Below are 22,809 nucleotides of genomic sequence, written 5' to 3'. Positions count from 1 at the left end.
CCGAGCCGGCGCGCCTGGGCGTGGACCGGTTCCTGGGCCTCGTGGGCGCGCACGCGCGCGGCCCGGGTCCGTGGCTCACGGTGTCGGCCGGCAGCGCGCTCACCGTCGACCTGCTTGACGGCAGCGGCCAACACCGCGGCGGCGTGATCGCCCCCAGCCCCGAACACATGCGCGCGGCGCTGGCCGCGCGCTTCCCGGCGCTGGCCTACGCCGGCGGCGAGGCCTGCGATTTCGCCACCGACACCGCCGATGCCCTTGCGGGCGGCAGCGTCGGCGCTGCGGTCGGCCTGGTCGAGCGCTGCCATCGCCAGGCGATCCGCCTGCTGGGCGTGGCGCCGCGCGTGCTGGTCAGCGGCGGCGGCGCGCCGCGCCTGCAGGAATGGCTGGAAATGGAATCCGAATCCGCGCCCGGGCTGGTGCTGGAAGGCCTGGCGGTCTATGCCGCCGTAAAGAGGGACAAGGACGAATGATCCTGCGTGGACTGGCGGTGCTGCTGATCTGCCTGAACCTGGGCGTCGCCGCCTGGTGGGCGCTGCACGACCCGCCGCTGCCGCTGGCCCCGCCGGCGCGCGACGATGGCGTCGGCAGCCTGGTGCTGCTGGGCGAGGCCGAGGCGCCGCCGTCGCCCGATGCCGCCGAACTGGGCGCGGTGCCGGTGCCGCTGCCGGCCGAACCCGCCTGCCTGAGCCTCGGACCGTTCGGCACGCCGGCGGAACTGCGCGCGGCCATGGCCGCGCTCACGCCCGGCGTCGCACGCATCCAGTTCCGCGAGGTGCCGGCGACGCAATTGCGCGGCTACCGCGTCTACCTGCCGGCCGCCGGCAGCCGCGAGGCGGCGCTGGCGACCGCGCGCCAGCTTGCCGCGCGCGGCGTGCGCGACTACTACGTGGTCACCGCCGGCGCCCAGGAGAACACCGTGTCGCTGGGCCTGTTCCGCGATCTCGGCAATGCCAACAACCGCCGCGAGGAGCTGGCGGCGCTCGGCTTCCAGGCCGTGCTCGAGCCGCGCACGGAGGACGCCGCGCAGTGGTGGATCGACCTTGCGGCCGAACCGGACTTCGAATGGCGCCCGCTGCTGCCGCGCAGCACCGGGATCGAGGCGCGCACGGTGGCCTGCGAGTGACCCGGCCTCCCTTCGTCGCGTCGCCGTGGCGCGGGTTAGAATCCCGCCATTGCCGGCATAGCTCAGTTGGTAGAGCAACCGCCTTGTAAGCGGTAGGTCCCCAGTTCGATCCCGGGTGCCGGCACCATTCACCGCCCTGGCCGAGAATTCCGGCCATGGTGTTCCCCCCCGAATTGCGCTTCTATTGGCGCAAGGCAATCCGGCTGAATCGGCTGCGGGAACCCGCTTCGCGCATGGGAATCGAGGACGCCATCGAAGCAGCAGGCCCGCGGGGCACCGGCGGCGGAAGCCGGTGGCGTCGCGTCTGGCTGCCGCTGATCGTCTCGCTGGCGGCGACCCTGACCACGCTCCTGGTCTGGTTCGGCATCCGGATGGACCAGGCTACCCGCGACCAGGTGGCCCTGGTTCGCCAGATGGACGCGGTGGAACGCACGCTGCAGGAAGGCGTGGCGGCCCGCGCCAGCGCGCTGGCGCGGCTGGCCGCGCGGATGGGCCGGGCACCGGACGAAGCCACGCGCCAGTCCTACTTCCAGCTCGATGCCGAGCTGTACCTTCGGGACTACCCCAGCCTGGCGGCCTTGGTCTGGACCGACCAGGACGGCATCGCACGCCAGGTCCACACGCGGCTGGACAACGCACCCGACCTGCTCGGTCGGCACGTGGACCTGGAGGCCGGCCTGGCCGAGCTCTTCCGCCCCACCGGCGACGCCGCCGCCAGGGATCCCACCGATCGCGGCGAACTGCTGGTCACCCGGGCCGAACGCGACGGGGAAGTGATTGGCTTCGTGGTGGCCGCCATCGAGTACGAGCGGCTTTTCCCGGCCATCCTCGCCGCCAGTGCGCCCCCGAACGAGCTCGTGCTGCGGCGCGCGCAGGCCCCGGTGTTCCGCCGTGGCGAGCCCGCCGGCGCCCCGGGGCTGGTGCGCGAAGTCCGGCTGCTGGATGCGCCCTTGCGGATCGAGCTTTGGCCGATTCCCCCGCCCCCGGGCTCCGGCAATTTCGCCAACCTGCTGCTGTTCACCGGCCTGGCCACCGGCGGGCTGCTGGCGCTGGCGCTGCGGCTGGCGGCCGTGGCCCGCGAGCGCGCCGAACTGGCCGAGCGCAGCGGCGCCGCGCTGCGGGAGCAGATCGCGGGCCACGAGCGCGCCCGCACCGCCCTGGCCCACGCCGAGCGCGAGTTGGGGAGCGTGTTCGCGAGCATCAGCGATGCCTTCTACACGCTCGACCGCGACTGGCGATTCGTGCTGGTGAACCCGCGCGCCGAGCAGATGATGAGGCGCGGTCCCGGCGAGCTGGCGGGCCAGGTGGTGTGGGAGGCCTTCCCCGACGCCCGCGGCACCGAGATCGAGCGGCAGTTCCGGGTCGCGGCCGAAGAGCGGCGCACGGTCGTGTTCGAGGCGTTCTTCCCGCCACTGGACAGCTGGTACGCGGTGCGCGTTTTCCCGCACCCCAACGGGCTGGCGGTCTACTTCCAGGACATCAGCGACCGCAAGCGCGCCGAGCTGGCGCTGGCGCGCGCCCGCGACGGCTCGGCCCGCGCCCAGCGCCTGGCCCAGCTGGGGGCCTGGGAGTACGACCTGGCGACCGGCGAGCTCGACTGGTCGGAGGACGTGCTGCGCATCTTCGGCCTGTCGGGACAGCGCATGGCGCGCGGGCTGCCCGCGCTGCTCGAGCGGGTGGCCTTCGACGACCGGGCGCGCGTGCAGGAGGCCCATCGCCGCCTGCACGCCGGCGAGGGCGACATCGACCTCGAGTACAAGGTGCTGCGGCCGGACGGCGAGACCCGCGCCGTGCGCGAAGTCGCCACGCTGGTGCGGGACGCGCAGGGGCAGCCGCTGTTCGCCGCCGGTGCGGTGCAGGACATCACCGAGCGTCGCCGCGCCGAGGACGCCCTGCGCGAGCTGACCCGGCGCCTGGAACAGTCGCTGGTGCTCAACCGCCTGGTGATGGACAACTCGCTCGACGTCATCTGCGCGATCGATGCCAACGGCCGCTTCAGCCAGGTCAGTGCCGCCAGCGCCACGGTCTGGGGCTACCCGCCGAACGAACTGCTGGGCCGGCCGGTGGCCGACCTGGTGCACCCCGACGACCGCGGCCACACCCACCGGGCCCTGGCCGGCGTGCTGGCGGGCCGGCCGACCCTGGACTTCCGCAACCGCCACATCGCCCGCGACGGGCGCCAGGTCATCATGCAGTGGTCGCTGGTGTGGTCGCCGCGCGAGCGCCTGGTGTTCGCCGTGGCCCGCGATGCCACCGAGGCTGAGCGGCAGTCGCAGGCCCTGCGCGAGGCCAAGGAGAGCCTGCAGCGCGCGCAGCGGGTGGCGCGCATGGGTGCCTGGGAGTTGGATATCCAAGCCAACCGGCTGGTCTGGTCGGACGAGGTGTACTCGATCTTCGCGACCCGCCCGGAGGAGTTCGCCGGCACGTTCGAGGCGTTCGCGGCGCGCGTGCATCCCGACGACCTGCCCGTCCTGGAGCAGGCGCAGCAAGCCACGCTCGCAGGTGGCCCCGACCTCGACATCGAGCACCGCATCCTGCGCCCGGATGGCAGCGTGGGCCACGTCCACGAGCGCGCGCGGCTGCTGCGCGACGAGTCCGGTACACCCTGGCTGCTGGCAGGCAGCGTGCAGGACATCACGGAGCGCAAGCGCACCCAGGAGCAGCTCGAGCGCAGCGAGCTGCTGCTGCGCATCGCCGGCCAGGCCGCGCGGCTGGGCGGCTGGTACGTGGACCTGGCGGAGCGGCGCGTGGTCTGGTCGGAGGAGGTGGCCGCGATCCACGAGCGCCCGGCGGGATACTCGCCGCCGCTGGAGGAGGCCATCAACTTCTATGCCCCGGAGTACAGGGAGCGCATCCGCGCGGCGTTCCTCGACTGCGTGGAGAACGGCCAGCCCTACGATGAACAATTGGTGCTGCTCACCGCCAGCGGCAACCAGGTCTGGGTTCGTGCCTTGGGCCGGCCCGTGTTCGACGCCCAGGGCAAGGTGGTGCGCGTGCAGGGCGCCTTCCAGGACATCTCGGAGCGCAAGCAGGCGGAGGCGGTGCTTCAGCAGGAGCGGGAATTCCTGAAGGTCACGCTCGACAGCCTGTCCGAGGGCATCGTTGCCTGCGATGCCAACGGCATCATGACGCTGTTCAACCAGGCCACCTGCGAGCTGCATGGGCTGCCCGAGCAGGCGCTGGAGGCCAAGGACTGGGCGGCCCACTACGACCTTTACCACCCCGACGGCGTCACCCCGATGCAGATGGAGGAGGTACCGCTGTTCCGCGCGCTGCGCGGCGAGGCGGTGCGCGAGGTCGAGATGGTGATCGCGCCGAAGAACCTGCCGCGTCGGCTCGTGCTTTGCAGCGGCGAGCAGATCCGCGCGCCGGGCGGCGGACTGCTGGGTGCAGTGGTCGCCATGCACGACATCACCGAGCGCAAGCAGCAGGAACGCCGCCTGCGCGAGAGCGAGCAGCGCATGCGCACCACGGTCGAGAGCGCCTTCGACTGCATCATCACCATGGGTGACGATGGCCGCATCCTCGAGTTCAACGCGGCGGCCGAGCGAACGTTCGGACATGCCCGCGCCGACGTGGTGGGGCGCCTGCTTTCCGACGTGATCATCCCGCCGGCGATGCGCGCGGCGCACGAGGCGGGGATGCGCCATTTCCTCGACACCGGCGAGCAGCGGGTGCTGGGACGGCGGCTGGAGCTGCCGGCGCTGCGCGCCGACGGCGAGGAGATCCAGGTCGAGCTGTCGATCACCGAGGTCGCGTCCGAGGCCGGGCGTGCCTTTACCGGCTTCATCCGCGACATCACCGCCGCGAAGCTGGCGCAGCGGCTCGAGGCCGGGCAGCGCGCGGTGCTGGCCGGCATCGCCGCCCGCCAGCCGCTGCGAGACACCCTCGAGGCGGTGGCGCGACTCTTCCAGCTGCAGTATCCCGAGGCGATGTGCTCGGTGCTGCTGCTCGACGAGGCCGGCGAACGGGTGCTGACCGGCGCGGCACCGGACCTGCCCGAGGCCTTCAGCCTGGCCGTGCACGGCCAGCGGATTGGCCCCAAGGCCGGCTCCTGCGGCACCGCCGCCTGGCGCCGCGAGCGCGTGGTGGTGGCCGACATCGACGCCGACCCGCTGTGGGACGACTACCGCGCCGTCGCGCAGGAGCACGGCCTGCGCGCCTGTTGGTCGACGCCGGTGCTGTCGGCCCGGGGCCAGGTGCTGGCCACCTTCGCTACCTACTACCGCCAGCCGCGTTCGCCGACCGCTGCCGAGCTGGACGTGGTGGACAGCCTGGCGGCGATGGTGGCGATGGCGGTGGAACAGGTGTCGGACTACCAGCGCATCCAGCTCAGCGAGCAGCGTTTCCGCTCGCTGTTCGACGAGCATCCCGATGCGGTGTTCGCCATGGACCTCGATGGCCGCTACACCGACTACAACGGCCGCCTTCACGCCACCGGCCTCACCATCGAGCAGGTGCGCGGGCAGATGTTCGACGCCAACGTGGCGCCCGAGCAGCGCGAGATGGTGCGGGCCCACTTCAGCGCCGTGGTGCGCGGCGAGGCCCGCTCCTACGAGGCCACCGCCGTGCTCGAGAGTGGCCAACGGCTGGACATGCGCGTCACCAACCTGCCGATCGTGGTGGACGGCCGCGTCACCGGCGTGTTCGGCATCGCCCAGGACATCAGCCTGCTGCGCAAGCACCAGCGCGAATTGGCCGAGGCGCTGGACGTCGCCGAGAACAACAGCCGCCAGCTGCAGCGGCTTAGCGACGCGGCGATCCTGCTCAACCGCGACATCGCCGAGAAGGAGCTCTACCAGCTGCTGGCTGACCAGGCGCGCGGCATCCTGGGCGCGAACCAGGCCGTCGCCAGCGTGATCCTGGGCGGGACGGAGCACCAGATCCACGCCGTATCGCTCGCCGAGAAGTACGCGAAGTGGCGCGACTACGCGACGCCCGCCGACAACAGCGGCATCTATGCGCTGGTGGCCGAGACCAACCAGCCGATGCGCCTGACCCAGGCCGAACTCGTGGCCCACCCGCGCTGGCGCGGCTTCGGGCCGCATGCCAAGGACCATCCACCGCTGCGCGGCTGGCTGGCGGTGCCGCTGGTGGACAGCGCCGGCCGCAACATGGGCCTGCTGCAGCTGAGCGACAAGCAAAAGGGCGAGTTCACCGAGGACGACCAGCTGGTGGCGATGCAGTTCGCGCAGATGGCCTCGATCGCGATCGAGCGCGCGCGCCTGATCGAGCGCCTGAGCGTGCGCGACCGTTTCTTCGACATGTCGGCCGAGATCTTCGTCATCTTCGACCCGACGATCCGGCGCTGGCTGCAGGTCAACCCGGTGTTCACCGAGGTCACCGGGTACAGCGCCGAGGAACTTTGCAGCCGCGAGTTCACCAACTTCATCCATCCCGACGACCACGGCGCCACCCGCGACCGCGCCGCGCGGCTCAAGGCCCGGGTGCCGGTGCCGCTGCACTTCGAGAACCGCTACGTGCGCAAGGACGGCGCGGTGCGCTGGATCGACTGGATCTCGGTGCCGGGCGCGGATGGCCTGGTCTATGGCGTGGGCCGCGACATCACCGAGCGCCGCCGGGCCGAGCAGGCGCTGCGACAGACGCTGGCCGACCTCAACAACCGCAACCGCGAGCTGCAGGACTTCGCCTTCATCGCCTCGCACGACCTGCAGGAGCCGCTACGCAAGATCCGCGCCTTTTCCGACCGCCTGCAGGAGCGCCACGCCGCCCAGCTGGCGCCCGAGGCGCGCGACTACCTCGACCGCACCGGCCAGGCCGCGGCGCGCATGCAGACGCTGATCGACGACCTGCTGGCGTACTCGCGAGTGGTGGCGCGCGGCAAGCCTTTCGCGCAGGTGGACCTTGGCAAGGTGCTGTCGGAAGTGACCGAGGACCTCGAAGCGCTCCTGGACTCCAGCGGCGGCCGGATCGAAAGCGGGGCCTTGCCGACGCTGGAGGCCGACCCGACGCAGATGCGCCAGCTGCTGCAGAACCTGCTGGCGAACGCGCTGAAGTTCCGCTCCCCGGACCGGCCGCCGCGCGTCCGGATCGCGGCCACGCCGGCGACACGCGAGGGTGCCCCGGCCTGGGAGCTGCGCATCGAGGACAACGGGATCGGCTTCGAACCCAGGTACGCGGAGAAGATCTTCGGCCCCTTCCAGCGTCTTCACGGCCGCCAGGACTACGAGGGCACGGGCATCGGCCTGGCCATCGTCCGCCGCATCGCCGAGCGCCACCGCGGCGCCATCCGTGCCGAAGGCCGGCCCGGCGAGGGCGCTGCGTTCATCCTCGTGTTGCCGGCCCGGCAGCCCGCCGAAGCCGCGGCCCCGCCCCTGCCATCCGGCGGGCTGGGGTGAAGGCACGAAAGTGGGTTAGATTTGGAGCGGTCCTGAATGCCTGTCCTGGGAGCCCCCCGTTGATCACCATCCTGATGGCCGAGGACGATGCCGACGATAGGTTGATGACCCGCGAGGCATTCCAGGAATGCCGCCTGGGCAACCCGCTGCAGTTCGTGGCCGACGGCGAGGAACTGATGGACTACCTCAAGCGCCGCGGCCCGTATGCCGACGCCGCGCGCTTCCCGATGCCCGGCCTGATCCTGCTCGACCTGAACATGCCCCGCAAGGACGGCCGCGAGGCCCTGCGCGAGATCAAGGCCGACCCCGCGCTGCGCGAAATCCCGGTGGTGGTGCTGACCACGTCCAAGGCCGAGGAGGACGTGGCCAACAGCTACAGCGACGGCGCCAACTCCTTCATCACCAAGCCGGTCAGCTTCGCCGCGCTGATCGAAGTGGTGCAGACCCTGGGCAAGTACTGGCTGCAGATCGTCGACCTGCCGCCCGTGGGGCACCCCGCTAAATGATGCGACCGATCCATCTTCGCGTGCTGGTGGTGGACGATGACGAGGAGGACTTCCTGATCCTCCGCGACCTGCTGGCGGATTTCCCCGCCGGCCAGTTCACGCTCGACTGGGTGCCGACGCTTCAGCAGGGCATCGTGGCGCTGCGCGCCGCCAGCTACGACGTTTACCTGGTCGACTACCTGCTGGGCCCGGACAACGGCCTGGACCTGGTGCGGCTGGCGGTGGCCGAGGGCAGCGCGCACCGCCCGGTGATCATGCTCACCGGCCAGGGCAATGATGAAGTGGACCGCGAGGCGCTCGACGCCGGCGCCGCCGACTACCTGATCAAGGGCAACATCGACGGCGAGAAGCTGGCCCGCTCGCTGCGCTATGCCGCCGAACGCGCGCGCCAGGTCGGCGAGCTGGACGAGGCCCGCCAGCGCTACCAGAAACTCTTCAACCGCAATCCGTTCCCGGCCTGGGTCTACGACACCCAGACCCTTCGCTTCGTGGCGGTGAACGACGCGATGGTGGCCAACTACGGCTACAGCCGCGACGAACTGGCCATGATGACCATCGCCGACATCCGGAGCCCGGCCGAGGCCGACCGCCTGCGGGAGTACCTGTCGGGTCGCGGCGGCCACGATGGCTTCGCCGGCGTCTGGCAGCACCTGCGCAAGGACGGCGGCACGCTCTGGGTCGAGGTCACCAGCCATAGCCTGGTGCTCGACGGCCGGCCCTGCCGGCAGGTGATCGCCAACGACATCAGCGCCCGCCGCACCGCCGAGGAGCGGTTGCTGCTGCTCGAGCGCGCGGTGGAATCGAGCATCAACGGCATCGTCATCACCGACCCGCGCCAGCCGGACAACCCCATCGTCTACGTGAACCCGGCCTTCGAGGAGATGACCGGCTATCCGGCGGCCGAGGCCGTGGGCAAGAACTGCCGTTTCCTGCAGGATGAGGCCACCAGCGAGGCCGAGGTCGACATCATGCGCGCCGCCCTGCGCGAGCAGCGAGACTGCAACGTGATAGTGAGCAACCGCCGCAAGGACGGCAGCCATTTCTGGAACCACCTGTTCATCTCGCCCGTGCTCGACGAGCACGGACAGCTGGTGAATTACGTCGGCGTCCAGAACGACCTCACCGAGCGCCACCGGGTCGAGGCCGAGCTGGCCTATACCGCCAGCCACGACGCCGTGACCGGGCTGCAGCGCTTCCCGGTGCTCGAGGCCACCCTGGGCGACCTGCTCGCTGAAGAGGGTTCCGAGGTGTCGGTGCTGTTCATCGACATCGACCACTTCCACGCCATCAACGAATCCATGGGCCACCTGATCGGCGACGAGGCCCTGGAGGTGCTGGCCGCGCGCATCGGTCCCGAGGTCGGCGGGCGTGGCTTCCTGTCGCGCTTCGCCGGCGACGAGTTCGTGGCGATCGCACCGGGCGTCGACAGCGCAGGCGCGATGGACATGGCCCGCCGGGTGCGCACCGCGGTGGCGCAGCCGATCGAGGGCGATGGCTACAAGCTCTTCCTCACCGCCAGCATCGGCATCAGCCGCTCGCCCGAGCACGGCGACAGCGGCATGGAGCTGCTGCGCCGCGCCGAGGCCGCGATGACCCGGGCCAAGCGCCAGGGCCGCGACAGCATCTGCGAGTTCTCCGCCACCCAGATGCAAGAGCTCGAGGACCGCCTGGTGCTTGGTGCACGCTTGCGCGAAGCCATCGCCCGCGACGAGCTGAGCCTTCACTACCAGCCGCAGCTGGCCGCCACCGACCTGCGCATCACCGGCTTCGAGGCGCTGGTGCGCTGGACCAGCCCCGACCTGGGCCCGGTGCCGCCGGGTCGCTTCATTCCCATCGCCGAGTCGCTGGGCCTGATGCCGGAGGTCGGCCTGTGGGTGCTCAACGAGGCCTGCCGCCAACTGCGCGCCTGGCGCGACCAGGGACGCGATGGCTTCACGGTGGCGGTGAACTTCTCGGCCCAGCAGCTGCAGCGGCCGGATATCGTCGAGCAGGTGCGCGAGGCGCTGGCGCGCCACGGCGTGCCGGCGACCATGCTGGAGATCGAGCTGACCGAAAGCTCGCTGATGGAGAACGTCGAGCGCGTGCAGGGCCGCTTGGCCGAGCTCAAGGCGCTGGGCGTGTCGCTGTCGCTGGACGATTTCGGCACCGGGTATTCCAGCCTGTCCTACCTGCGCGAGTTCTCGCTGGACAAGCTCAAGATCGACCGCAGCTTCGTCCGCGACCTGCCCGAGAGCACCGACGATGCCGTGATCGCGCGCACCATCGTCGCCATGGCGCACCAGCTGCGCATGCGGGTGGCGGCCGAGGGCGTGGAGAACGAGGCCCAGGCCGGGTTCCTGCGCCAGATCGGCTGCGACGAGCTGCAGGGCTTCCACTTTGGCCGCCCGGTGCCCGCCGACGAGATCGACCGCAAGTTCCCGCGCGACTGAACCGCGGCTTTGCCGCGGGTGGCGGCCCGTACGGCGGCGGGCTTATCCTGAGGGCCCCACACCACGCGAGGACGCGCCCATGCGCCGTCATCCGACGCTGCTTCCCCAGGTCCGCCAGGGCCTGCTGCTGGCCTGCCTGCTGCCGATCGCGGCGCTGGCCGGCCGCCCCGATGTTTCGCCCGCCGCGGTCGCGGAAATCACCGCGCGCCCCGACGCACCCCTGCTGCTGGACGTGCGCAGCCCCGAGGAGTTCGCGGCCGGCCACGTCGCGGGCGCCGTGAACATCCCGCACGACCAGCTGGCTGCGCGGCTGGCCGAAGTCGAGGCCGCCGACCGCCCCTGGGTGCTGGTGTACTGCCGCAGCGGCAAGCGCGCCACCAGCGCCGAAGAGGTGCTGGCCAAGGCGGGCGTCGAGGTGCGGCAGATCGAGGGCAGCTGGCTGAGATGGGAGGCCGAGGGCCGACCGGTGGCCACCCCCGAAGCCGTGGAGTCGGGCCAGTGAGTCTTTCCCGCTCGATTGCGCTGATCGGCGCCCCCACCGACATCGGCGCCGGCCATCGCGGCGCCAGCATGGGCCCGGAGGCGCTGCGCGTCGCCGGCCTGGCCGAGGCCCTGCGCGAGCGGGGGCTCGAGGTGCGCGACACCGGCAACCTGCTCGGCCCCTACAACCCCTGGTTGCCGCCTACCGACGGCTACCGCCACCTGGCCGAAGTCGTCGCCTGGAACCGCATGGTGATGGACGCCATGGGCGAACAGCTCAAAGCTGGCCGCCTGCCGATCCTGCTCGGGGGCGACCACTGCCTGGGCGTGGGCAGCATCACCGCCGTCGCCCGCCACTGCCGCGAGACCGGCAAGAAGCTGCGCGTGCTCTGGCTCGACGCCCACGCCGACTTCAACACCAGCCAGGTCACGCCCTCCGGCAACGTGCACGGCATGCCCGTGGCCTGCCTGTGCGGCCTGGGCCCGGACGCGCTGGTGAACCTGGACGGCCGCGCGCCGGCGATCCAGCCGTCCGAGATCCGCCAGATCGGCATCCGCTCGGTGGACCAGGGCGAGAAGCGGCTGGTGAAGGAATACGGCCTCGACATCTACGACATGCGCTACATCGACGAGTTCGGCATGAAGCGCGCGATGGAGAAGGCGCTCGAGGGCGTGGACGCCGACACCCATGTGCACGTCAGCTTCGACGTGGATTTCCTGGACCCGGCGATCGCGCCCGGCGTCGGCACCACCGTGCCCGGCGGCCCCAACTACCGCGAGGCGCAGCTGGTGATGGAGATGATCGCCGACACCGGCCGCCTGGGCTCGCTGGACATCGTCGAGCTCAACCCGGCCTTCGACGACCACAACCGCACCGGGCTGCTGGCCGTGGACCTGGTGGAAAGCCTGTTCGGCAAATCGACGCTGATGCGCGACTGAACCGGGCCCGTTTTCGCGTGAATCCGGGGTGAAATCACCCGCCGTTTATTGACTGTGCATCCGGCCGGAATAGACTCTGGCCACCACAACAAAAAAGGAGGTCGCCATGACCCGTGTCCGTTCGTTCCAGATCGTGCTGTTGTCCCTGCTCGCCGCGTTCGCCCTGTCGGGCTGCAACACCGTCGAGGGCTTCGGCAAGGACGTCAAGAAGGCCGGCAGCGAGCTCGAGGAAGCCGCAGGCGAAGCCAAGAACTGATCCCGCGACACGCGACGCCGAAGGGCCGGGCAGCAATGCCCGGCCCTCCTACATTTTTTCAGCGGGGATCGGGGACGAAGCCGATCGGGAAGGCCTCGGGCTGGCGGTGCGGATGCGGCCAGCGCGCGGGCAGCACGCCGCGGGCGACCAGCGCATCGGTGCTGTCGTACCACAGCGACAGCACCTGGTTCGGGCGCCGGCTTTCGCGCTCGAAGTGGGTGGTGGTGGCGGCGTCCCAGCGGCGCTGGCCGTGCCCGGTGCCCAGCTGCTGGCGCTGGGCCGATTCGGCATATCGGCGCGAGCGCGCGCCCTCGGCGGCGGCCTCGGGCGCGGCCGCGTCGGCGGTGCCGGCCCGGGCCTTGGCGGCCGGTGCGGGCTCGGCCTGGGCAATCTCGTTTTCCCAGCGCGGCGGCGGCGGGCGGCGTTCGCGGAAGGCGGCGACGCCAATCACGCCGACGTTGCCGGGGCGGCCGGTGCGCGCGGCGTAGCTGTCGCCCAGTGCAGTGAACTCGAACTCGGCGACTTCCGAGAGGCTCTTGCGCCAGCCGCGCACCTCCATGCGCTGCCAGGGGCCCAGCACGTAGCCGGCCTGCGCGGCGCCGGCGGTTTCGCCGCTGATGGCGTTCACGCCGTCCACCGACACCACGGCCAGCACGCGCTCGCCGGTGAGGTTCTGCAGCACCACGGCGTAGCGGTGGCCGGGGCGGCCCTCGATGAACTCGCGGCCGTGGTGCGGGTGGCGGGGCAGGGTTTCGTGGCGGTCCAGGTCCACGACCTGCAGGTCCACGAGGGCCGCGGACCGGGCGGCGGCGGGCAGGCTGGCCAGCGCGGCCAGGGCGAAGAGGGCGGGGATCAGGCGTTTCATGGGCGGGCTCCGGGGTTGGACGCGGATTTCAACGTTCCGCGCCGGCAAACGGGGTTGGCGTCCCGGGCGGGCTAAAATGCCTGCGTTCACACAGCAGACGACCCCATGCCCGCGACCCGCGTCCTTACCGGCATCACCACCTCCGGCACCCCGCACCTGGGCAATTACGCCGGCGCGATCCGCCCTGCGATCGCCGCCAGCCATCGCCCCGGCGTGGAAAGCTTCTATTTCCTGGCCGACTACCACGCGCTGATCAAGGTGCAGGACCCGGCGCGGGTGCAGCGCTCGACGCTCGAGATCGCGGCCAGCTGGCTGGCCTGCGGGCTGCAGCCGGACAAGGTGTGGTTCTACCGCCAGTCCGACATTCCCGAGATCCCGGAGCTGACCTGGCTGCTGACCTGCGTGGCCGGCAAGGGCCTGCTCAACCGCGCGCACGCCTACAAGGCGGCGGTGGACCGCAACCGCGAAGCGGGCGAGGACGACGATGCCGGCGTCACTGCAGGTCTTTTCATGTACCCGGTGCTGATGGCCGCCGACATCCTGATGTTCAAGGCGCACTCGGTGCCGGTGGGGCGCGACCAGATCCAGCACATCGAGATGGCGCGCGACTTCGGCGCGCGCTTCAACCATCTGTACGGCGAGCACTTCGTGCTGCCCGAGGCCGCGATCGAGGAGAGCGTGGCCACGCTGCCCGGCCTCGACGGCCGCAAGATGAGCAAGAGCTACGACAACACCATCCCGCTGTTCGCGCCGCGCAACGAGCTCAAGAAGCTCATCTTCTCGATCGTGACCGATTCGCGGGCGCCCGGGGAGGCGAAGGATACCGAGGGTTCGGCGCTGTTCCAGCTGCACCAGGCGTTCTCGACGCCGGAGCAGTCGGACGATTTTGCGCGGGCCTTTGCCGACGGCATCGGTTGGGGCGACGCCAAGCAGGCGCTGTTCGAGCGCATCGACGCCGAGGTCGCGCCCATGCGCGAGAAGTACGAGGCGCTGATGGCCAAGCCGATCGAGATCGAGGCCATCCTGCGCGAGGGCGCCATCAAGGCGCGCAGGATCGCCACGCCGCTGCTGGCCGAACTGCGCTACGCCGTGGGCCTGCGCGACCTGCGCGAGCAGGTGGTCGTGGCCAAGGCGGGGAAGGCGAAGGCGGCGATGCCCCAGTTCAAGCAGTACCGCGAGGCCGATGGGCGCTTCCACTTCAAGCTGGTGGCGGCGGATGGGCGTGAGCTGTTGCTGGGCCTGGGCCACGCCTCGCCGCGCGAGGCCGGGCAGGCCATCGCGCGCCTGAAGGCGGATGCCGGCGCCGGCCTGCGCGAAGCGGCGGGTCGCGTGGTGCACCTCGGCGAGGACGCCATGGGCGAACTCGCGGCGCACGCGCTGCTGGAAGAAGTGGCCGCCGCGTTGGCGGCCTTCGCGGAGGAGGGCGCCTGATGGCCGACATCGCCGACCTCGCGATCCTCCTCTTCCTGCCCTGGTTCGCGATCCTGGCTGCGCTGTACTGGTTTTATCCGCGCACGCTCGCGCGCACGCCGGCGCGGCGCAACTTCGACCTGGCGATGCTGGCGCTGGCGTTCGCGGCCAGCTTCGTCGCAGGGCGCTGGGGCTATTCGATCGCCAGCACCAGCATCGAGGCCGGCCCGATCTGGCGCCAGGTACTGGCCAGTTTGCTGGCGTACAAGGCGTTCCTCGCCGTGATCGCCGTTGCCTGGTCCTGGCGCGGGATGCGCTTTCGCCAGGCCTGATTTCCCGCGCCCGCGGCCAAGGGCAGGGCCAGGTTCGGAACCTGACCCCGCGGTGACCCGTTCCGTGGCAGCGGCTTGCGCGGAGGGTGTGGAGGCCTACACTGGAGGCCAGCCGGAGGAGGTTGACCGTATGGAACTGCAATCCGCGCCGCCGCCCATTCCCGCCGGGGCCGAGCAGGAACGCATCGACGCCTTGCGTCGCTACCGCATCCTGGACACGTTGCCCGAGCAGGCCTACGACGACATCGTGGCCCTGGCCCGCCAGGTCTGCGGCACGCCGCAGGCAGTGATGACCTTCATCGACGAAGAGCGCCAGTGGTTCAAGGCCTCGGAGGGCATCGAGGGCGAGGAAACCGAACGCGGCATCGCCTTCTGCGACGTCGCCATCCGCCGGCCGGACGAGGTCACCGTGGTCACCGATGCATCGCGGCATCCGCTGTTCAGGGATTACCCGCAGGTCACCGGCCCCGACCACCTGCGCTTCTACGCGGGGGCGCCGATGGTAGCGCCGGGCGGGCACGCGCTCGGGACGGTATGCGTGATCGACACCCAGCCGCGCGAACTGTCGCCGCGGCAGCGCGACGCGCTGCGCGCCCTGGCGCGGCTGGCGGTGCAGCTGCTCGAGTCGCGCCGCGGCCAGCTCGACGCCCAGCGCCAGCTGGTCGAGCGCGAGCTTTTCACGCGTGACCTGCTGCGCTACCAGCGCCAGCTCGAGGCCGAGAACACCGAGCTGGCGACCGAGGCCAGCACCGATGCGCTGACCGGGCTGCTGAACCGCACCGGCCTGGAGAAGATCCGCCAGGAGGACAAGCTCCAGTCGTTCGCCAGGAACGCACCCTACGTGGTCGCCGTGCTGGACATCGACCACTTCAAGCGCATCAACGACACCCTGGGCCATTCGGCCGGCGATGCCGTGCTGCGCATCGTCGGCGAGGAGATCGGGCGCGCCGTTCGCGGCGGCGACATCGCCGTGCGCTACGGCGGCGAGGAGTTCCTGGTGATCATGCCCGGTACGCCTTTGGCCGGCGCGCGCACGGTGGTCGAGCGCATCCGCGGCGACGTCGCCGCGCGGCCGGACCTGCCGATGGCCGTCACGATGTCGGCAGGGCTGGCGATGGGGCTGGCCGGGCGGGATGCGCCCGAGGCCTTGTTCCAGCGTGCCGACCAGGCACTCTATCGCGCCAAGCGGCGCGGCCGGAATCGCGTCGAGGCCGACGAGGACTGAGGCTCAGTTCGGGCGCTGCAGGTCGTCCAGCAGGGCGCGCAGGAAGCGGGCCGCCTCGCCGCCGGTGCAGGCGCGGTGGTCGAAGGTGAGCGAGATCGGCATCGTGCGGTGGGTTTCCAGCCCGCCCAGCACCGGCACCACCGCGTGGTACAGGCGGCCGGCGCCGACGATGCAGACGCAGGGCGGCACCACCACGGGCGTGGCGTACTTGCCGGCGAAGACGCCGAAGTTCGACAGCATCAGGGTGTAGTCGCGCAGGTCCTCGGGCGGCAGGCTGCGGGTGCGCACGCCGTCGCGGATGCGGTTGAGCTCGCCGCGGATCTGCCAGGCGTCGAGTTTCTCGGCGCCGCGCAGGTTGGCCACGAACAGGCCGTCGGGCGAGTCGATGGCGATGCCCACGTCGACCCGCGAGTGGCGGCGCAGCGTGCCTTCCTTGGCGTTGAACCAGGAGTTGAGCGCCGGCACGGCCTGCGCGGCCACGCCCAGCGCGCGGATCAGGCGCGCCATGATGTCCTCGCCCGGGGCCCAGGCGTGGATGTCGGCGTCGTCCATCAGCGAGGTCGGCACCACTTCGGCGTGCGCCTGCGACATGGTGCGGATCATGTTGCGCTTCACGCCGCGCACCGGGTCGTCCACGTCCAGCTTCGCGTCGCTGTCTGTAGGAGGGGTTTTAACCCCGAAGCTCTTGGCCGGGGGCTGCGGGCGCTCGGCGAAAGGCTTCGGGCCTGAAGGCCCTCCTACAGGGGTGGGGCGCGGGGCGGCTGCGGCAGGCGCGGGATTGGCGGCGGCGCGCTTGACGTCGGCGAGGGTGACGTCGCCGTTGGCGCCGGTGGCCGTGACGCGGGCCAGGTCGACCTTGAGCTTCTTGGCCAGCGCGCGCACGGCCGGCATGGCCTTCACGCCACCGACCGCGATGGCCTGCTCGCTGCGCACGGCGTTGGAACTTTCCATGGCGCCCACCACGGTGCCGGCATCGCCGTCGCCGGGCGCCTCGCGGAGCTCGCCGCCAGTGTCGGAGGCGACCACGGTGGTGTCGTCGTCATCGTCACGCGACGGCTCGTTGGGCACCGGCTTGCCGGCGCCCTTGTGGCCGTGCGAATGCCCGGTGTCTTGCGCATCGGCGCGCTGGGGCAGGGAGGGGTCGATCTCGACCTCGACCAGCCAGTGGCCGGTCTCGATCACGTCGCCGGCACCGCCGGCGAGGCGCAGCACCTTGCCGGAATACGGCGAGGGCACCTCCACCACCGCCTTCGCGGTCTCCATCGACACCAGCGGCTCGTCAAGCTTCACGACGTCGCCCACCTTCACCAGCCACTCGACGATCTCGGCGTCGGGCAGGCCCTCGCCCAGGTCGGGCAACAGGAACAGCTTCTTCTCGCTCATGGGGTGTCCTCAGCCGGCCGCGGCGACGCGCTGGGCGGCGGCGACGATCTTGTCCACGCTGGGCAGGTACTTCATTTCCAGGCGGAACAGGGGGATGTGGGTGTCGTAGCCGGTGACGCGCTCGACCGGGGCGACCAGGTCGAACATCGACTCCTCCGACAGGCGGGCGGCGATTTCGGCGCCGAAGCCCGCGGTCTTGGCGGCCTCGTGCACGATCACGCAGCGGCCGGTCTTGGCCACGGATTCCTTGATGGTGTCGAAGTCGAGCGGCGTCAGCGTGGCGACGTCGATGACCTCGGCGCTGATGCCCTGCTCGGCCAGCTTGTCGGCGGCCTCCAGCGTTTCCTTCACCTGCGCGCCCCAGGTGACCATCGTGACGTCGCTGCCGTCGCGCAGCACGAAGCACACGTCCAGCGGCAGCGCCTCGCCGTCGTCGGGCACCTCTTCCTTGTATTGGCGGTAGATGCGCTTGGGCTCGAAGAAGATCACCGGGTCGGGGTCGCGGATCGCGGCCAGCAGCAGGCCGTAGGCGCGCTGCGGCGAGGACGGCATCACCACGCGCAGGCCCGGCACGTTGGTGAAGATGGACTCGTTGGCTTCGGAATGGTGCTCGGGCGCGCGGATGCCGCCGCCCCAGGGCACGCGCAGCACCATCGGGCAGGTCAGGCGGCCGCGGGTGCGGTAGCGGAAACGCGCGGCGTGGCAGACGATGTGGTCCACCATCGGGTACATGAAGCCGTCGAACTGCGCCTCGGCCACCGGCTTGAAGCCCTGCGAGGCCAGGCCGACGGTGAGGCCGGCGATGGTGGTTTCGTCCAGCGGCGTGTCGAGCACGCGTTCGCTGCCGAAGGTTTGCTGCAGGCCGGCGGTGGCGCGGAACACGCCGCCGTTCACGCCCACGTCCTCGCCCAGCACGACCACGGTGTCGTCGTGCTTCATTTCCCAGGCCAGCGCCTGCGTGATCGCCTCGATCAGGGTGATGGCGGCCATCAGCGAGCCTCCCACTGGATGGCGTCTTCGCGCTGGGCTTCCAGCTCGGCGGGAAGCTCGGCGTAGAGATGGTCGAACATCGCTTCCACCGGCTGCACCTTGGTCTCGAGGTAGGCGTTCACTTCTTCGTCCACGCGCTTGCCGCATTCCTCCTTCCACGCGGCCTCTTCGGCCTCGCTCCACACGCCTTCCGAAATCAGGAAGGTGCGCAGGCGCGACATCGGCTCGCGCTCCCAGCCGGCCTTCACCTCGGCGTCGTCGCGGTAGCGGCGGGCGTCGTCGGCGGTGGTGTGGTCGGAGAGGCGGTAGGTGACGAGCTCGAGCACGCTGCCGCCATGGCCGTTGCGCGCGCGCTTGATGGCGTGGTCCATCGCGGCGCGCACGGCGATGATGTCGTTGCCGTCCACCTGAACGCAGTCCAGGCCGCCGGCCAAGCCCTTCTGGGCCAGGGTCTTGGCGCCGGTCTGGGCCTTGCGCGGCACCGAGATCGCCCACTGGTTGTTGATGATGCAGAGCACGAAGGGCAGCGTGTACGCGCCGGCGGAATTGATGGCGGCGTAGGTGTCGGTCTTCGAACTGCCGCCGTCGCCGACGCAGGTGACCGCCACGCGTGGCTCGCCGCGCAGCTTGAACGCCAGCGCGGCGCCGGCCGCGTGCAGGCACTGGGTGGCGATCGGCACGCACCACGGGTAGTCGTGCGGCGGGCCGGAGAAGTCGTTGCCGCGCTCGTCGCCGCCCCAGTACATCAGGATGTCGCGCGGCTTCACGCCGCGGACGATCTGGGCGCCGTACTCGCGGTACGACGGCGCGAACACGTCGTCGTACTGCATGGCCGTGCCGATGCCGATGTGCGCGGCCTCGTGGCCCAGGCAGCTGGCGTAGGTGCCCAGCTTGCCGGTGCGCTGCAGCGCCACCGCCTTGGTGTCGAAGGTGCGCACGTACAGCATGGTCTTGAACAGCTCGACCAGGTTCTTCCGCTCCTTGGCGAACTCGGGCAGGTCTTCACGCACCAAACGGCCGTCGGGCCCCAGGTACTGCAGGTATTCGATTTCGAAACTGGCAACGGTCGCCATCACGGGCCCTCCCAGGCAGACCCGTTTGATAGCAGCCCCGGACCGGGCGTGGCAAGCGCCGGTCGGGGAAAAAACGCGTCAGTCCATCGCGGCGGCCCGCGCCTGCGGCTTGCGCGGCGTTGGCGTGGGGAGGCGTGGTTTACCGTACGCCGGCGTTGGTTCCGCGGGCGGGGTCACGGATTGCGTGCGGCGACCATCCACCACCCAGGTGGCCTCGTCGTAATCGTTGTACGGATTGTTGTCGATGGAAGCCGCGCCGTACAGGAAGGCATGATGGGCGCTGACGCGGAGGCTGCTGCCCACCTGTTCAAAGCGATCCGCCGGCACCTTGACGGTGAAGAAGCTGGTGCTGCCCGCCGCGAGCGGCCACAGGCGATCGCACCGAACGCGGGTTGGATCGGAGGGAATGCCGAACAGCAACATGCAGGTCCAGCCATCGCCCGTCACGACGGGTGCATCGGACTGGAAGGGCCCTTCGACGGCGATGACCACACGGCTAATGTCGGCATGGGGCGAGCCACTGGCGCCCGCCGAGACCAGGAATTCCGCCGGTGCAGGGTACCGGGTGGGCTTGGCCGCGACGCGCGCCCAAAGGTCTACGACGCCGGCCACGGCGCGACTGACGGCGGCGGTGTTGTTGCCGAGGTCGATGTCGGTCACACCGAAGTAGGTCTCGGCGGTGACCCGCACGCCGATCACGCGGCCGGCATCCTCAGGCCGCGTGGCGACGTTGACGTCGAAGGTCTTGAGCGTCAGCGCGTTGGTGCCGTAGATGGTGCATTCGAACCGGCTCGATCGCGGTCCGGTCGGCGTGCCCGGGTTGCAGCCCATCCCGGCGGGATCCCGGACCAGGGTCACCTGGCCCACTTCGGCATCAACTTCTATGGCCACGCCCACCTGGCCGGGCGGGTTCAGGCCCGCGCGCTTCACGGCCACGGCCCAAACCCCCGTTTCGCCGGCCAGGATGGGGTCGGCGTCATTGCCCGCCGACAGCTCCACCAAGACATCCACGCGCGAGTCCCAATCGATGGTGGCCTGGACTTCGTTGTTGCCCGGATCGGGATCGCCGTGCGCACCGGTCACGCTGGCAACAAAGGTGGTGCGGGTGCCCTCCAACGACGGGTCGCTGCCGACATAAAGCTGGAAGTGGTTGTACTCCGGGGCCCGCAAGCCATCGTGCCGGCACAGGCTGCGGCTGCCATCGACCGTGGCTTCCGGCTCGCTGCAGAACCAGCCGGGCCACAGGGGGGTAAGCGCCCACGGGGCTGGCGGCAGGGTCGAGCGGACCTCGAATGCCAGCAACGGCGCGAAGTCCGGACCGGCGTTGGCGACGGCGAGCGGATACGTGCCCGAGCCGTTCGGGTTGAGGGTGGCGGGCAGGTTCATCTCGACACGGGTGTCGGCATCGATGAAGGACTTCACCGACATCCGCGCCAGGCGCGGATCGCGCGGTGAGAAGGCGTACTTGCCGGTGCCGGTGGCGAAGCGATCGACGGCCGGGTAATCGGTGTTCACGCGCGGCGTCGCGGCCAGGAAGCCCACCGCCTCCAGCATCGCCGCATTGACGAGGATGTGGTCAAGGCCGCGCAGGTCGCCGCGCTCGGTCGCGTTGTATTGCAGCCAAGGGTGCACCGTCAGGGTCAGGTTCGTCAGCGGCGTGGTGACTGCGCTGGGAAGCGAAACCCAGCTCTGGTCCGCGGGCGCGGCGCGGCCGGTGACCAGGCCCATGACGTCCACGCGGCCGTCATTGAACGGGTCTGCGTCAAAGCCGCCGAACACGGCCAGCGCTTCGTCCGGATGGGACTGTTGCCAGGCCTCGATCCAAGTGGCGAGGCTGGCGGCCTGGCGGGCGCGCAGCGTCATGATGCGCTCGCCCTCGGTGGCCCAGCCGTTGGCGCCGGGCAGCAACGAGTCGGCCCCGCCCAGCGGGTGCAGGCGCGCATTGACCGCCGTGAGCACTAGCGTGCGTCCTCGCCCGCTGGTCATCCGCAAGCGCGCCACCAGCGGCGGCGACGTGAACAGCGGCTCCGAGCCACCGGCCGGGTGTGCGCTGGTTTCCGCCGCGCCCGGGGTGCTGACCTCGAGCACGGCGATGCGCGGGTTGAGGCCGTCCACGACGGCACCGGCGACCAGAAAACCGACGTCCAGGCCGCTGGCGTCCGTGCCTTCGACCAGCAAGGCCTCGTACTGGCGAGGGTCGGGGCAGAACGTCGATGGGTTGGTCTCGATCACGGCCGCCAGCTGCTGGAGCACCTGCAGATTTTCGGCGCCCTGGACCGCAATCACCTCGGGATTGTTGAGCGAACGGCAAATGCTGTTGGCGATCCTGGCGAGACGGGCCTGGTAGCCGGCCGGCGCCGGGACCGGCTCGCTGCGCGCAGGATCGTCGCTGGCGTCGAACAGCCCGGCGAGATCCACCCAGGCCATGCGCAGTTCGACCGGTGAGCGGGCGCTGTTGCCGCCGCGCGGACGCGGCTGCACGACCAGCGTCGATACAGGGTCCAGCAGCAGCGAATAGCGCGCGTCGGCGTAGCCCAGCACGCCGACCGCGTCGCGCAGGCGGTCGTTCCTGCCCAGGTCCAGTCGTGGCGTGCCGGGCTGGGCGCGGCTGTCGATGCGCAGTACTTCCGGATTGGCGTCGTGCATCATCAGGTTCTTGCCGGTCGGCGGCGTGCCGGCATCGAGCAAGGACAGGCCGGGTTCGCGCAGCGGGGGCTCGGCGTCGATGCCGAAGGTCTGGCCCCAGACAGCATGGAGCACGCCGTCACTGGTCGCGGTGAGCAGGGTGGGGTCGATCGAGGCGCCCGTGGGGCCGACTATCACCAAGCGCGCCACCGACACCCGCATGCCCTCGTAGCGTTCGAGCGCATCCACGTCGGCGTCCGGCGACAGCTCCTCGGCGACGATCGCCACCGGCACGGGTAGCGGTAGGCCGGAGGCCAGCAGCAGGGACTGCGTGTCGACCAGCCGCGTCAGCGCGAGCTGGTGCGGGCTGTCGCCGATAGTCGCTTCCTGCACCAGGCCCTCGACCTCGCGCTGCTGGCCGACGGCGACGGTGGGGTCCGCGGTGCCCGTGAACACGAACAGGCCTTCCGAGGTCGCGGGATCGGCGTCCTCGTCGCCCGGCAGCGACTGCAGGACATAGCCGTCGCCGACGACGGCGGTGACCACGCCCTGGGTGGTGACCCGGGTTCCCAGCAGCGGCGAGGCCAGCCCGTTGCCCTGGATCTCGTGGATGAGCGTGTCCACCACGCCCAGGCGATCGGCGGGCGGTGACTTCGCGGCGGTCGTGGCGGCGCCGAGCGCGAGGACGGACAGGCCCAGCAGGACGCGGGCGACGTGATTCGGCATTGGATTTTCCCCGGGGATGGCGCCGCGGCGAGGGCGGCGCCTTCTATGGCAGTGCCCAGAGTCTAGCCATCCCGGTACCGGATGGGCG

Annotated in this window: 16 protein-coding genes and 1 tRNA gene; 12 read left to right on the top strand and 5 right to left on the bottom strand. The window is 70.7% G+C overall.

Going from position 1 to position 22,809, the window contains the following annotated elements; translation table 11 throughout:
* The 9 genes from Q0C12_RS05085 to Q0C12_RS05045 all read left to right on the top strand — a co-directional run.
* A partial coding sequence (locus Q0C12_RS05085; RefSeq protein ID WP_290887078.1) for a type III pantothenate kinase occupies positions 1–470 on the top strand: 470 nt, incomplete at its 5' end.
* Positions 467–1,123: an SPOR domain-containing protein gene (locus Q0C12_RS05080; RefSeq protein ID WP_290887075.1), complete on the top strand. Its 657-nt coding sequence runs from the start codon at positions 467–469 to the stop codon at positions 1,121–1,123. The genes Q0C12_RS05085 and Q0C12_RS05080, both read left to right, overlap by 4 nt.
* Before the next feature lie 51 nt (positions 1,124–1,174).
* A tRNA-Thr gene (locus Q0C12_RS05075) sits at positions 1,175–1,250 on the top strand.
* Positions 1,251–1,356: 106 nt separating this feature from the next.
* A complete protein-coding gene (locus Q0C12_RS05070) occupies positions 1,357–7,482 on the top strand; it encodes a PAS domain S-box protein (RefSeq protein WP_290887072.1) in 6,126 nt (2,041 codons plus the stop codon).
* A 59-nt stretch (positions 7,483–7,541) separates the two neighbouring features.
* Positions 7,542–7,988, top strand: a complete 447-nt coding sequence (locus Q0C12_RS05065; protein ID WP_290887069.1) for a response regulator — start codon at positions 7,542–7,544, stop codon at positions 7,986–7,988.
* Positions 7,988–10,417 (top strand): EAL domain-containing protein, encoded by a 2,430-nt coding sequence (locus Q0C12_RS05060; RefSeq protein ID WP_290887065.1) that lies wholly within the window; start codon positions 7,988–7,990, stop codon positions 10,415–10,417. Before Q0C12_RS05065 ends, Q0C12_RS05060 begins: the two co-directional genes overlap by 1 nt.
* Before the next feature lie 79 nt (positions 10,418–10,496).
* Positions 10,497–10,919, top strand: coding sequence for a rhodanese-like domain-containing protein (locus tag Q0C12_RS05055; protein WP_290887062.1), 423 nt, complete (start codon positions 10,497–10,499; stop codon positions 10,917–10,919).
* Complete coding sequence (gene rocF / locus Q0C12_RS05050) at positions 10,916–11,836, top strand: arginase (RefSeq protein WP_290887059.1); 921 nt, start codon at positions 10,916–10,918, stop codon at positions 11,834–11,836. Before Q0C12_RS05055 ends, rocF begins: the two co-directional genes overlap by 4 nt.
* 106 nt (positions 11,837–11,942) lie before the next feature.
* Positions 11,943–12,092, top strand: a complete 150-nt coding sequence (locus Q0C12_RS05045; RefSeq protein ID WP_290887056.1) for an entericidin A/B family lipoprotein — start codon at positions 11,943–11,945, stop codon at positions 12,090–12,092.
* A gap of 58 nt (positions 12,093–12,150) precedes the next feature.
* Here Q0C12_RS05045 and Q0C12_RS05040 read toward each other — a convergent pair whose 3' ends face one another.
* Entirely contained in the window at positions 12,151–12,957 is an 807-nt protein-coding gene (locus tag Q0C12_RS05040) for a hypothetical protein (RefSeq protein ID WP_290887053.1), read from the bottom strand.
* Between the two features lie 105 nt (positions 12,958–13,062).
* Between Q0C12_RS05040 and Q0C12_RS05035 the strand changes: the two genes are divergently transcribed.
* The 3 genes from Q0C12_RS05035 (at position 13,063) to Q0C12_RS05025 (ending at position 15,924) form a co-directional block, all read left to right on the top strand.
* On the top strand, positions 13,063–14,388 hold the full coding sequence (locus tag Q0C12_RS05035) for a tryptophan--tRNA ligase (RefSeq protein WP_290887050.1): 1,326 nt from the start codon (positions 13,063–13,065) through the stop codon (positions 14,386–14,388).
* Positions 14,389–14,396: 8 nt separating this feature from the next.
* Entirely contained in the window at positions 14,397–14,699 is a 303-nt protein-coding gene (locus tag Q0C12_RS05030; RefSeq protein WP_290887086.1) for a hypothetical protein, read from the top strand.
* 130 nt (positions 14,700–14,829) lie between these two features.
* Positions 14,830–15,924 carry a diguanylate cyclase gene (locus tag Q0C12_RS05025; RefSeq protein ID WP_290887047.1) on the top strand — a complete coding sequence of 365 codons (1,095 nt, stop codon included), beginning with the start codon at positions 14,830–14,832 and terminating at the stop codon, positions 15,922–15,924.
* 3 nt (positions 15,925–15,927) lie between these two features.
* Here the strand turns inward: Q0C12_RS05025 and Q0C12_RS05020 are convergent, their stop codons facing one another.
* From Q0C12_RS05020 to Q0C12_RS05005, 4 genes are all read right to left on the bottom strand, one after another.
* Positions 15,928–17,307 carry a dihydrolipoamide acetyltransferase family protein gene (locus Q0C12_RS05020; protein ID WP_290887044.1) on the bottom strand — a complete coding sequence of 460 codons (1,380 nt, stop codon included), beginning with the start codon at positions 17,305–17,307 and terminating at the stop codon, positions 15,928–15,930.
* 9 nt (positions 17,308–17,316) lie between these two features.
* Positions 17,317–18,297 carry an alpha-ketoacid dehydrogenase subunit beta gene (locus Q0C12_RS05015; RefSeq protein ID WP_290887040.1) on the bottom strand — a complete coding sequence of 327 codons (981 nt, stop codon included), beginning with the start codon at positions 18,295–18,297 and terminating at the stop codon, positions 17,317–17,319.
* Positions 18,297–19,370 (bottom strand): pyruvate dehydrogenase (acetyl-transferring) E1 component subunit alpha, encoded by a 1,074-nt coding sequence (pdhA, locus tag Q0C12_RS05010; protein ID WP_290887037.1) that lies wholly within the window; start codon positions 19,368–19,370, stop codon positions 18,297–18,299. Before pdhA ends, Q0C12_RS05015 begins: the two co-directional genes overlap by 1 nt.
* Positions 19,371–19,448: 78 nt before the next feature.
* Complete coding sequence (locus Q0C12_RS05005; RefSeq protein ID WP_290887033.1) at positions 19,449–22,721, bottom strand: hypothetical protein; 3,273 nt, start codon at positions 22,719–22,721, stop codon at positions 19,449–19,451.
* Positions 22,722–22,809 lie beyond the last annotated feature (88 nt).

This window comes from Arenimonas sp. (assembly GCF_022842045.1).
GTDB lineage: Bacteria > Pseudomonadota > Gammaproteobacteria > Xanthomonadales > Xanthomonadaceae > Arenimonas.
The sequence above is the reverse complement of the archived record's forward strand: the minus strand, read 5'-3'. Positions and strand labels throughout refer to the sequence as shown.